This is a genomic window from Anaerolineae bacterium, assembly GCA_016931895.1.
Lineage (GTDB): Bacteria > Chloroflexota > Anaerolineae > 4572-78 > J111 > JAFGNV01.
The window spans coordinates 1-12322 of sequence record JAFGDY010000260.1; the positions used below are offsets into that span (position 1 = coordinate 1).

The following is a 12322-nucleotide window of genomic DNA, read 5'->3' on the forward strand; positions in this document are numbered from 1 at the left end:
AACGATCTCGTAGCATAGTCTTTGGTCTCCTTTGGTTCACCTCCGACTATTCTACTCAATCGACACTTTTGCACCAGAAACTAGCTACTCCCCTTCTAATTGGTTTCTCGTGGCCATAATTGCGCTGCGTTTATGCAGAAACCGGCTTCTTGTATTAAAATAGGTTTTAGCCAGAACCTATTTCCAAAATAGAGATGTGAGCATGCTGCCAAGAATTTCAACAAAAATACCTGAACTGACTTTGCGTTTTGCCACAGAACTTGATGTGCCCCTGGTCCTTGACTTTATCAAAAAACTGGCCGAATATGAAAAGCGCCTGGCTGAAGTTGTGGCCGATGAAACCATACTCCACGCCTCGTTGTTTGGCCAGCGGCAGGTAGCCGAAGTGATGATTGCCGATTACAATGATGAGCCGGTTGGTTTTGCCCTATTTTTCCACAATTTTTCTACCTTCCTGGGGCGGCCGGGGATTTACGTGGAGGATATTTACATTGACCCACCTATGCGCGGCAAAGGCATTGGCCGGGCCATGTTAGCCTATCTGGCGCGATTGGCCCAAGAACGCCAATGTGGCCGCCTGGATTGGAGCGTGCTCGATTGGAATGAACCGGCTATCAATTTCTACAAAAAATTGGGGGCAGTGCCTCAGCAGGAATGGACCATCTACCGGGTTACCGGTGAGGCGCTGCATAGATTAGCGCAAGAATTTTAATTCAACGGAAAGGAATACAAACCTATGAAACGTTCAGAAATCAATGCCATTATGCGTGAAGCCGACGCGTTTATGAAATCGCACGGTTTTCATTTGCCTCCTTTTGCCTATTGGACGCCGGAAGATTGGCAGGCTAAAGGCGAAGAAGCCCGCGAGATTGTGGATAACCAGTTGGGGTGGGACATTACCGATTTTGGCCAGGGTCGTTATGACAAATTTGGCCTGTTCCTGTTTACCATTCGTAACGGTAACGTGGAAAATTTAAAAACAGGCCGGGGCAAAACTTATGCCGAAAAGGTGTTGATTTGCGAAACGAATCAAGTTACCCCGATGCACTTTCACTGGCACAAAATGGAAGACATCATCAATCGGGGGGGAGGCCGGCTGGCCATCAAACTCTACAACTCCACCGAGGATGAAAAATTGGCCGACACCGACGTGACGGTGAGCATGGACGGGGTCAAATATACCTTCCCGGCCGGGCATACGGTTATGTTGGATGTGGGTGAGAGTATTACCCTGCCTACCTACCTGTACCACGAATTCTGGGCCGTTGCCGGTAAAGTGCTGGTGGGCGAGGTGTCCAAAGTGAATGATGACGCCAACGACAATTGTTTTTTAGAGCCAACTGGCCGTTTCCCGGAAGTGAAAGAGGATGAGCCACCGTTGCATTTGCTGGTTGGGGATTATGCCAAATACTACAACCCCTGATTACCGGCTTTCTGTTCCTAATTTGGGAGCAGAAAAATTCAACGGCCTTGATACTGGTGGATGACAAAGGACGAACGCCGAAAATTGATCGTTGGTCATTGGTCGGATTCCCAATAATAACAAGGAAAGATAAAATGGCTAAAGAATACCTGGTAGCAACTGTGGTTGGTCCCGACCGACGGGGCATTGTCGAAAAGATCACGGCGGTGATGGTAGATTATCAAGCCAACATCGAAGAAAGCCGGATGGCCCGGCTGGGCGGCGAATTTGCCGTGATCATGCTGCTCTCCCTATCCGGTGAAAAAGAGGAAGCCTTGCTCACCGGCCTTGACACCCTGAAAGAACATGGGCTGACCATCATTACCCGGCCCACCAACATGTCTCGCCTGGTGCGATTTCAGGGTTATGTTCCCTATGAAATTTCCGTTTTTGGGGCCGACCACGAGGGCATTGTGCATAATGTGGCCCATTATTTAACCTCGGAGCGGATGAATATTGAAACCTTGGATACGCGCGTCACCCAGGCCCCGGTTAGCGGCACTCCGCTCTTTTCCATGCGCGCCATTGTCCAGGCCCCACCCGAACTCACCCTGCCTCAACTGCGTCAAAAATTGGCCGAGGTGGGCGATGAACTGTGCGTTGATATTGAAGTGAGATTGCCGGTGACTTGACACGTCTCCATAACTTTGCCGGTTGGAGACAGCGCTACAACCGCGTGGAGCCGCTGCTGGCCGAAATGGGTCTAAAAAGTGGTTTTGTTCTGGCTGCTAAAGGATATGTGTTAGAGGCCCCGGCGTTGTGGGCTGTGGCGCTGGCGGCGTTGCGGCAGAACCCTTTGTACTTTGTCGAGGAGGATTAGGGCTAAGGATTTAATAACTTCCGCATTTCAGAGATCAATTCCTCTGAAAATCGGTTTGGTTTGGGGAAGTTATTTAATGCCCAATCCTTAGTCTGTTGCCTGTTCTTCTGAGGGCATTTCTGGGGTTAAGAGTTCTTCTAAAAATTGGCTCATCCCTTGCTTGCGGCCCAGTTTTTCCATAACGCCATAAAGCTGCCCCCCCATCCCCTTGACCTCTGGCACCAGCCACACCACCAGGGGAGGTCGCCCCCAGGTCAAACCAGCGCCGCCTAAAATCAAAATTGCGGCGGCCAGATAAAGCGGCCAGGCCGGGTCGTGCCGCGCCACCACGGTGAGATTATGCTGGCGGGAGATCATGGCCGGAAAGCCGCCAATCTCAAACGCCTGGCCTGTTTGGGTCGTTATACTTTCCTCCAAAACTTCCCCCGACTCCCGCCGTACCTGCACCTTATAAACGTTGCTGCTTGGCGCAGCCGGTGAGATTTGAACCGCCAAAGCTGCTACCGGAATAATAAAAGGCATGTCGCTATGCGGGGAAAAATTTAGTTGTTTGCCCGGAGCCAAACCCGGTTGCAGCGGCTCCAACTCAAAGGGCGTGTTTGTGGCGTCTCGCACCTCGACGGTCAGCACAGGCTCAATGGCTATGGGCAGCAAGAGGGTGTTGTGCAAAAGAGTGGGCTGATACAGTCGCCAAGGCAACCTTTGGGCTAACCTGTCGCCGGGTTGGATATACTCCACGTGGATTGAGCCTGCTGTCGCCCCTTCAACAAGGGGCAATACAAATTGGCCCTTGACTAGAGAGAGCGACCAGGGCAGGCCCGGCTTCAGGGTAAAACGTTCCGTCTGCGCGGTGGCAGAGGTGATTACAAATGCGCCAATTAACCCAATCAAGCCAAGGTACACGGCTACCAGGCCTAACCAGGCCCAACGCCATCGCCCGGTGCCGGTCACTCGCTGTTCCTCTGCGGCAGGCTGGTAAAGAGAAAAACCTTTTTTTTGCAGACGCTCTTTGAGGGTTTCTAAAAATTCGTCAGGCAAGCTGGGCAAACGGATGGAATGTTCCACTCGATGCGCCAGAGGATGTTGCCACACCAGCGGAGGGGTGGTTTTGCCCAGTCGGGACCATGTGCCGGGGAGATAATCGGCCAGGGCAATTAAACTGTTGAGCAAAAGTAAAGCTGCCGGCAGCCAGAACCACAGCGATTGAAATATTCTGGAAAATCCCAAAAGAAAGAGAGTTTCCCCTCCCGGTTGCAGCCAGGGCGGCAGGTTGGCGATCCAGATAGCCCCGGCCTCAACCGCCGTCATCGGTTGGGGCGGGATTGTCAGCCCCAAAACCAGCACCAGGGCCAGGATAATCAGCAAAGTGATCGTGGTCCGGGGACTGCGCAGAGTATACCAGACCAGGGTCAGAAAACGTTGCAGATAGGCGCTAAATTGGCTTAACCACTGCCTGATAAAGTCCATTGGTAATTCCGGCCAAAAATAAAAAGAGCCACCCGTCGGAATCGAACCGACAACCTGCTCATTACGAATGAGCTGCTCTGCCGATTGAGCTAGGGTGGCAAAAAAATTCCCCGCGTAACCACGGGAGTTAAAATGACCTTACCTGATGAATCGAGCATTTTTCATTATATCCCCGGCCTTTTTGACTGTCAAATTAAAGCGGTTGGGGCTGATTTTGACAAATCAGGACAGCCATATAGACATTTGCCTTGAAATTTATATAATGTGAGTATGTTTAACAAGAAAAAATTTGTTTGGTGTGGCTATATTTGATCCCCAAGAGCTGTCCTCTTGGGGTCTTTATTTTTGGGAGATGGCAATGACAAAATATATTTTTTGCACCGGCGGCGTGGTTTCTTCATTGGGTAAGGGGGTGGCGGCGGCGTCCATTGGCCGTATTTTGAAGAGCCGGGGCCTGTCGGTGACGGTGCAAAAACTGGACCCTTACCTTAATGTAGACCCCGGTACCATGAGCCCTTATGAACACGGCGAGGTGTTTGTGTTAGAAGACGGCGCTGAAACCGACCTGGACCTGGGCGCTTATGAGCGTTTTATTGACGAAAACCTGACCCGCGCCAGCAACCTGACCAGCGGCCAGGTTTATCAGCAGGTGATCAACCGGGAACGGCGCGGCGATTACCTGGGCAAAACCATCCAGGTTATCCCTCACGTCACCAACCAGATCAAGGCCAGCATTACCAGTGTGGCCCGCGAAAGCAACGCCGACATTGTGATTGTGGAAGTAGGCGGCACGGTGGGGGACATCGAGGGGCTGCCTTTTCTGGAAGCGTTGCGCCAGATGCGCAAAGATGCCGGGCGGGAAAACACTTTTTACATTCACGTGACCCTGCTGCCGCATTTGCAGGCTACAGGCGAACTCAAAACCAAACCCACTCAGCACAGCGTGCGGGAATTGCGGGGCATTGGGCTTCAACCCGATATGATTATGTGCCGGGCCGACCTGCCGGTTGGCGATGACCTGCGTGAAAAAATCGCCCTGTTTTGCGACGTTGAACAAGAGGCCGTGGTGCCGTTAGTGACCGTTGATACCATCTACGAAGTGCCCTTGATCCTGGAAAAAGCGGGAGTGGCCGAATTCATCTGTAACCGGCTGCACATTGATTGCCCGCCGGCCGACCTGTCCGAATGGCGCAGCCTGGTGGCCCACATCAAAAAACCCAAGCCCCCGATTACGATTGGCATTGTGGGCAAATACGTGCAATTAGAAGACGCTTATATTAGCGTGTATGAAGCCCTGCAAGAGGCGGCAACCCAGCAGGATTGTGAAGCGCAAATCGAGTGGATTGCGGCGGAAGATTTGGAACGCATGCGCGGGTTTGACCGTCTGGAAAAAGTGAATGGCATTGTTGTGCCCGGCGGTTTTGGCGAGCGAGGCATTGAGGGCAAAATTGTGGCCGCCAAATTTGCCCGCGTGCGGGAAACGCCTTACCTGGGCCTGTGCCTGGGCATGCAGGTGATGGTGATTGAACTGGCCCGCGAGGTGTTTGGCAACGACACCCCCAACTCAACTGAGTTCAATCCAACCACGGCCTACCCCGTGATTGACCTGATGCCCGACCAGCGCGACATCGCCGACCTGGGCGGCACGATGCGCCTGGGGAGTTATCCCTGTTGCCTGGTGGCAGGCACTCTGGCCGCCAGAGCCTACCAGGTTGACCTGGTGCATGAGCGACATCGCCACCGTTTTGAATTTAAAAATGAATATCGAGAACGTTTGCAGGAGGGCGGGCTGGTTTTATCCGGCCTCTCGCCGGATGGCCGCTTGGTTGAAATTGCGGAACTGAAAAATCACCCCTTTATGTTAGGCAGCCAATTTCACCCCGAATTCAGGAGCCGTCCTACCCGACCCCATCCTTTGTTCACTGCCTTTATCAAGGCGGCTCGGGTCCATGCCGGTCTCGCCGATGCTCAAGAAACCGCAGCAGCCGCAGAACCTTTGCTGCAATCCAGCAATCATAAATGAACCCTCTATACGGGCATGTTGCTCTGAGCGAGGTACAAGTGAAGAATCTCCACCTTAATGTCATTTCGAGGCCGTAGGCCGAGAAATCTCCTGCTACAGGTACGGTTTCAAGGAGATTTCTCCCTTCGGTCGAAATGACTCAGTAAGGTTTTTTTAGCGTAACTCCCTTTCCGCCCAGCGCAGCAGGGTGAGGGCAGCCTGCCCGTCAACCTGAAGGCTATTTGGATCAACAGCATTGGCCCGGTCAAAGAAGTAAGTGGCTAAGGCGCTTTGTTGGGCGTCGCTCAATAAAAAATCCCGAAAGGCTGCGGCGGCCTGTTGGCCTTCTGGCGTAGCCCGCTCTCCGGTCCAGATGGCCAGGGGGTAATCGAGCGTCACCGCCGGTTGGGTGGGCGTGATCGAAAAGTCGGGGCGATTTTGCAATCCGGCGCTGCGCCACGAGGCCTGGCTGAGCAGGCCAACGTCGCCAATAGAGGCGCCGCGCGTGGCAAACGCTTCGGCCGGTTTGGGCCCAAGGTTCAGACTGGTGCGGGCGCTTTCTTTCAGAGTCTCGGTTAGCCAGGGTTCGGCGCTGCTGGCATCGGCGCCGGTCAGAGTTTGTTTGTTCAGATGGGCCGCCGCCGAGGCCAGCGCGGCCAGCCCTTCAGCAGTGTTGTGCGGCGAGGCCAGCACCACCTTGAGCGTGCTGTTAGGTTCGGTGGCGCTCTGGTGCAGGGCCGCCCAGTTCACCCCCCCATACTTTTGCCCAAACTCTTCCAGTTTGTTATTGAACGCTCCCCAGGCCAGGGCCGTGCCGGCCACCGGACGACTGTCTCCAAATTCTTGACTGTTGCCGGCCATCTCAACGATAAAACCGGCCTCGGCCAGCCAGGCTGCCGGGGGAACTGCCTGCGGGTTGCTGCTGAATTGGGCTTCAGGAACAAGGCTATCAGCGGTGATGATTTGCACCTGAGTTTTGGGGTTGGCTTGATTGAATTCCTGGGCGGCCTGGTCAACCCAGGGCTTAATGGAGGGAGCCACCACCACTTGAATCGTTACCTCCTGCGGGCTGGCGGGGAGGTTGAGTGGCTCGGAGAGCAGAGGGCGAATGACCAGCATCCCAATCACGGCCAGCACCGCCACCCCAATAATGACCAGAAAAAGCGTTTTGTTTTGTTGCATCGTCGCGTCCTTTAGGCAATGGAATGAAACGAGATACCCAATTATAACACAGATTGGCCGAGAACGTTAAACATTAATGGTTTTAGAACGCGCTTTGACCAATAAATAGTGCGGGCTGATGGCGCCGTTGCTGAAAAAATTGAGCGACCGGCTGGCCGTGTGTTGAAAATTCCAATAAGTGACCTCCATGCCGTGAAAATCGTAAACCGGATTGTTTTGATAAACCGATACTTGCGGTAATCGGCCCAGCAAGCTATCGCCAGTATCCCATTTGCGAGGGTCGCCGTACATCTGGCGCAAAACCAGCCGTTTCACGCCGGTCTCTCCACACCGCTCCAAAAACCCGGCCAGCTCCTCTACGTTATGTTCATTGATCAGGCACGATACTTTGACCGGAATTTTCGCCTGCCGCATGATTTCGGCCAGGTTGGGCACACGGGCCGAGCCGGTCATTTTCCGGTAGGTATCGGGGTTGAAAGAAGGCAAGGAGAGACACACCCGGTTGTATTGGTTAAAAACGTCCATTTTGCGCAAGGCCAATTGGCCGTTGGTGTGCAGGGAGTATTGCGCCTCTTTTTCCTCTGTTCCATTTTTTAGGGGCGGCAATTTTTCTCGCAGCCAGGCCAGTAGCCGGGCCTCGTGGCGGTAGAGTTGGGGGTCGGTAGTGGTGCCGGTAAAAACAATTTGAGCTATTTTATTTTTTTGCAATAAGTGGACAAATCTGTCTAAATTCCGCAATGGAAACTTATCCAGGTTGTTTTGATTCAGCGTTGCGTCAACTTGCCGGCCAATGCAATAGGGGCAGCGCAGATTGCACGGCCCGGCAAAAAGTATATTGGCAAAGTCATAGCCTTGCGCCATCGGCGAACTCCCGGCCGGTTTGTTGTGCCCGTCGTTCTTTTAAGGCCCCATACGTGTGGAAATTGGCCAACATGTTAGCCACAGAAGTTGAACCTCCGGTGGGGCTTTGGCGGCTGGATATTTTGGCGATAGCCCTGAAGTCCGGCTTTGGGTTTAAACCGGCCGCTTCGGCCAATACGTACAACTCCGCCAGGGCCAACAATACGTCACGATAATCTTTCCTGCAATTTTCAATGGAAACAGCGGCCAATCCCCGGCGCAGCCATTCTCTATCCGCCGGGCAGCGGATTTGCCTGGCCGATTTGTAAACGTAGCCCAATAACGCGCTCAGGAGGCCGTCTTTGTCGCTGGCGGCGGCCCTGATTTTTTCCCTTTCTGCCGGGGTCGCTTCCAGGTAAGCCGGGCACAATTCATCTAGCAGCGCATACATTTCCTGGTAGAGGTCGGCTGTGGCCTGCTGTTTTGCTCTAATTTTGTCTACGTCTCTCTGAAAGTCGGCCAGGGTGTAGCTATTTCTGTTGACTTTGTAAGAACATTCCTGGATGACCTGGTTGATGGGTTTAACCCATACCTGGTATCGTTTTTCCAGAGCAGCCAATTGTTCGATCAAGCTTGACACGTTCATAGGGCCTTGCCTCCATAGTGAGGGTGACGGCTGGATGTTAAAGATGTTGGCGAGGCGAGTGAAGAATGTTGAACCGGCGCGTCAACCGGGCGTTGCAGCAGGTGAAGCTTCACCGCCGGGGCGTAGAACAGGGCGATGACGCCGTTGTAAACCTTGACCCCCTTGGGCGTCAGGCTCAGGCAATCGCCGCGATATTCCATCAAGCCTTCAGTCAGAACAAACTCCACTTCCGCCGGGAATTGTTCTTCCAGCGTAAGCCCAAACTTCTGCCGGAAATATTTGCGGTTGATCTCCCCAAAATAAAAAGAAACCGAAATCATTTTGGCCATACCGGTCGCGCGGGGCAGGTGATACAGGTCTTGGAGGGGCAGTTGGCCCGCCGCCAGGGCCTGGCGGTAGGGTTTGATTTGTTTGGAGGCGGCTCCCCGGTTGTAGGCCAGGGTTTGGTGGGATAACGATTGCGCTCCCAGGCCCAGGCCCAGGTAAGGCGTCCCCTTGATGACGCGCTCGGTGAGATAATCGCTGGTGCCAAGATCGTGCGGCAGGCGGCTGAAGGTGTTTTTGCCGGGCGGGGCGGGGTAGCCGCTCCGGTTCAGCAGTTGCCAGGCGGCATGATACATTTGGGCCACTATTTCTTTTGACACTTGCCCGGCCTGGTTTTGCAGGCGCGTGCCTTTGTAGCGCATCTGGTAGAGGGTAATGTATTCTGGGTCCAGTTCCAGGCTTTTCTCCAGGCTGTCGCGCCAGTCGGTTACGGTTTGCCCGGCAAAGCCGTACATCAAGTCAATATTGAACTTTTTAAAACCGGCGGCGCGAATATTGGCTACGGCCTGCTGCAATCCCGCAAAACCTTTATATAATCGCCCCAGCCGTTTGGCCAGGCTCAATTGGGTGATTTGCACGCCCATGCTGATGCGCTCGATGCCCATCCGGTAAAACGCGGCGATTTTTTCCGGCTGTTGGGCGGCAATGGGCGGCGTGGTCTCGATGCTGATTTGCATGCCCGGCTGCCATTGGAAGTGGGTTTTAGCCGCTGCCACTACGCGGGCGATATTCTCTGTTTTGGCAAAAGCCGGCGTGCCCCCGCCGATATCAAAACCGGCCAGTGTCTTGTTTCGCGTAGATAGCAAATTACTATATTGTCCAAACTCCTGCATAAGCAGGTCAAAATACTCATCCTCCGCTTTTTCGTTATCGGCGGGGTCAATGACGGTATACTCGCAGAAGTTGCAGCGGGCCTGGCAGAAAGGAATGTGGATGTATAGTCCTAGCTTGTCAATGTTTTGCCAGGCCAGGGCAGTGATGGTTTCGTAATCGGCGCGGCGGACGCGGTAATCCTTCATGGTCCAATTATGGTTGATGGGGTAGGCGGTATTGGCAATATGGTGCTGGCGCAGCCCGGCCGCAAAAACTTGCCGGGGGGGATAATGTTGTTGATCGGCCGGGGTGGGTTGATTCCATTTCATTGTTTGCCTCCGTTTATATAGTGTAATTATTACACTAATGGATTTGAAAAAATTGGCCGTTCTGGAAAAAGACTGAACGGCTGAATCGCTTAGTGTATTTCTTACACTATACCATCAATGGCAATATTTGTCAAGCGTTTTCTTAAACGTATCTCTATAATCGTAATATTTTGTAAGGAAGATGGTAGTTTTTTCCTACTATTTTATGAATAATCTTAATATACTGTATGGTTTATGGGGCTTCTTTTATGCTAAAATTTAGTGAAAAGGAGGTGGTGTAAAGTCAGGAGAATGTAGAGTGAAAATCAGTACAGTAATTCAATGCAGTTTACACTCAGGCCGGAAAGGCCGGGCCTCAATCCGTTTTGCGCCAAAATTTTTAACCGCGGTCGGGTTAGGGGCAATGTTGATTACGCTGGTAAGCATACCATTGGCGCTGGCCGCCTCGGGCGTTTGGAGTGTGGATAGTGATGGCAATTGGAGCGATCCGGTCAATTGGGGGGGCGGGTCATACCCAAACGGGATCACAGATACGGCCACTTTTGGCAATGTTATCAGCGCGCCTCGCACCGTGGCCATTACCGAAAATATAGCCGTTAGTGAAATGATTTTTGATAGCCTGTACGGCTACACCCTGGCCAACGCCGGCGGCGGCAGCCTGACCTTTGCCAATGGCGGTACCGGGCTGTTAACGGTTAATACCACCAATGGAAATGGCGACCACGCCGTTTCCGCGCCCGTTATCTTGAATCGTAACCTCAACATCACCCAAAACTCAGCCCAAACCTTAACCATCTCCGGCGACATTGGCCAGGACGCCACCAACCGCGCTTTGTACAAGAACGGAACCGGCCCCCTGCTGTTAAGCGGAAATAATACCTACGGCGGCGACACCTATGTTAATGCGAGCGTGCTGGCCATTGGCAGCGATACCGCCCTTGGTACCGGCACGTTGCGGCCAAGTGCGGGTTCCACGATCCGTGCGGTGGGCGCGCGGGTTATTGCCAATAACCTCAATTTGGTTAGTAACATGATTTTTGATGGCGATTCGCTTGGCTTTACAAATACCGGCATCCAACTGCCGGGCAATCGGATAATTATTGTCAATAATACAACCAGTTTTGCCAAACTTTCTGATCCGGCCGGGTCGCGCAGTTTTCGTAAAACCGGCTCCGGCACGCTAAACTTGAATTTAAGCGACCCGCGCAATCCCGGCGATTATATTCGTAATGAAGGTAGCTCCACCGGCCCCCTCAACCTCTATGGCACCGGCACGGTTGGACGGCTTCTCCTTTACAATAATGGTTATAACAGCCGCCTGGCCCCGGGGGATACCCTGGATGTGGCCGCCGGGAATGTTACAACTGGCACGGGAACCCTAACGGTCAAAGACCAAATATCCCTTCATCCTGATTTAACGCTTGATATTGATCTCAGCAGCAGCGCCGTTTATGACCAACTGACTTATAACAATCTTCAGTCAGCCAATGGTTGTAGTTGTGTCCAACTCAACGAGGCCACCCTGGATGTTGACCTTGATTTCGCCGCTACCGTTGGCGCAACCTTTACCATTATCAGCCGCGCCGGCGGCAGTGAGCTTGTTTATGGCAATTTCAAAAATTTGCCCCAGGGCGCTGTTTTTCTGGCAAACAGCCAACAGCTTTTGATTAACTATATGCCCATCCAATCGCCCACGCAGGTTATTCTGACCCGGGTGGATATTCCTTCGCTGAATCTGAAAGCCAGCGGCGGTTCGGGGCAAAGCGCCAATGTGGGCACAGATTTTACCCTGCCCTTGCAGGTGACGGTGCTTGATGGCAGCGACAATCCCGTGCCCAACGTGCGGATAACGTTTGCTGCTCCGGACAGCAGCGCCAGCGCCGTCTTTCCCAATGGCCTTGTCGGCTTAACCGATGATCAGGGCATTGTGACGGCGACGGTTCAGGCCAACGCCATCCCCGGCGCCTACACCGTAACGGCCAATATTGGCCCCGAAGCGGTGATCCCGGCCAGTTTCACGTTGAGCAATGTTGGCGGAACTCTGCAAGTAACCAAAACCGTTGACTGGCAAGGCGCTACGCCCGACCCGGCCCAGGAATTTGCTATTTGTGTCTCCGGCCTCTCGTATCCCGGCGAAAATTGTCAAACAACCGACTATGACGGCGGTGTTTTAACCTGGACCAACCTTATGACCGGCTCCTACACCGTGACCGAAACCGACCCCGGCGTTTCCTGGATCGTTGGCCTATCCGGCTCTTCGGCCACCGTAACCGCGGGACAAACAGCCCAGGTTAACGTGACCAATACCTATGTATCCGGCGCAAACCCCGGCGGCGACGTTTTTTTGCCCATTATTATCCTATAAAACCTCAGCCTATGGCTGAGCGACTCGATTAGGTTCGACGGTTCCGGCGTGAGTGGATTAGACTCCTGCACG

At 53.3% G+C, this 12322-nt stretch carries 11 protein-coding genes and 1 tRNA gene; 6 read left to right on the top strand and 6 right to left on the bottom strand.

Going from position 1 to position 12322, the window contains the following annotated elements; genetic code table 11:
• Window positions 1-202 precede the first annotated feature (202 nt).
• From JW953_20025 to JW953_20040, 4 genes are all read left to right on the top strand, one after another.
• Window positions 203-712, top strand: coding sequence for a GNAT family N-acetyltransferase (locus tag JW953_20025; GenBank protein ID MBN1994994.1), 510 nt, complete (start codon window positions 203-205; stop codon window positions 710-712).
• Between the two features lie 24 nt (window positions 713-736).
• Window positions 737-1423 (top strand): D-lyxose/D-mannose family sugar isomerase, encoded by a 687-nt coding sequence (locus tag JW953_20030; GenBank protein ID MBN1994995.1) that lies wholly within the window; start codon window positions 737-739, stop codon window positions 1421-1423.
• Between the two features lie 134 nt (window positions 1424-1557).
• Complete coding sequence (locus JW953_20035; protein ID MBN1994996.1) at window positions 1558-2094, top strand: transcriptional regulator; 537 nt, start codon at window positions 1558-1560, stop codon at window positions 2092-2094.
• A complete protein-coding gene (locus JW953_20040) occupies window positions 2091-2282 on the top strand; it encodes a hypothetical protein (GenBank protein ID MBN1994997.1) in 192 nt (63 codons plus the stop codon). The genes JW953_20035 and JW953_20040 overlap by 4 nt, the downstream gene beginning before the upstream one ends.
• Before the next feature lie 87 nt (window positions 2283-2369).
• On the opposite strand, the gene JW953_20045 is transcribed toward JW953_20040, so the two are convergent.
• Window positions 2370-3749, bottom strand: a complete 1380-nt coding sequence (locus JW953_20045) for a cytochrome c biogenesis protein ResB (protein ID MBN1994998.1) — start codon at window positions 3747-3749, stop codon at window positions 2370-2372.
• Window positions 3750-3775: 26 nt separating this feature from the next.
• Window positions 3776-3848: transfer RNA gene (locus JW953_20050), tRNA-Thr, on the bottom strand.
• 259 nt (window positions 3849-4107) lie between these two features.
• Between JW953_20050 and JW953_20055 the strand changes: the two genes are divergently transcribed.
• The gene (locus JW953_20055; GenBank protein MBN1994999.1) at window positions 4108-5772 is read left to right on the top strand and encodes a CTP synthase; all 1665 of its coding nucleotides are present in this window, start codon (window positions 4108-4110) and stop codon (window positions 5770-5772) included.
• A 153-nt stretch (window positions 5773-5925) separates the two neighbouring features.
• Here JW953_20055 and JW953_20060 read toward each other — a convergent pair whose 3' ends face one another.
• The 4 genes from JW953_20060 to JW953_20075 all read right to left on the bottom strand — a co-directional run bounded on the left by JW953_20060 (window position 5926) and on the right by JW953_20075 (window position 9885).
• Window positions 5926-6933 carry a substrate-binding domain-containing protein gene (locus JW953_20060; protein MBN1995000.1) on the bottom strand — a complete coding sequence of 336 codons (1008 nt, stop codon included), beginning with the start codon at window positions 6931-6933 and terminating at the stop codon, window positions 5926-5928.
• A 66-nt stretch (window positions 6934-6999) separates the two neighbouring features.
• Complete coding sequence (locus JW953_20065; GenBank protein MBN1995001.1) at window positions 7000-7794, bottom strand: radical SAM protein; 795 nt, start codon at window positions 7792-7794, stop codon at window positions 7000-7002.
• Complete coding sequence (locus JW953_20070; protein ID MBN1995002.1) at window positions 7778-8419, bottom strand: hypothetical protein; 642 nt, start codon at window positions 8417-8419, stop codon at window positions 7778-7780. The genes JW953_20065 and JW953_20070 overlap by 17 nt, the downstream gene beginning before the upstream one ends.
• Window positions 8416-9885: a radical SAM protein gene (locus tag JW953_20075; GenBank protein ID MBN1995003.1), complete on the bottom strand. Its 1470-nt coding sequence runs from the start codon at window positions 9883-9885 to the stop codon at window positions 8416-8418. Before JW953_20075 ends, JW953_20070 begins: the two co-directional genes overlap by 4 nt.
• 298 nt (window positions 9886-10183) lie before the next feature.
• On the opposite strand from JW953_20075, the gene JW953_20080 reads away from it, so the two are divergent.
• The gene (locus tag JW953_20080; protein MBN1995004.1) at window positions 10184-12250 is read left to right on the top strand and encodes a hypothetical protein; all 2067 of its coding nucleotides are present in this window, start codon (window positions 10184-10186) and stop codon (window positions 12248-12250) included.
• The last annotated feature ends 72 nt before the right edge of the window (window positions 12251-12322 follow it).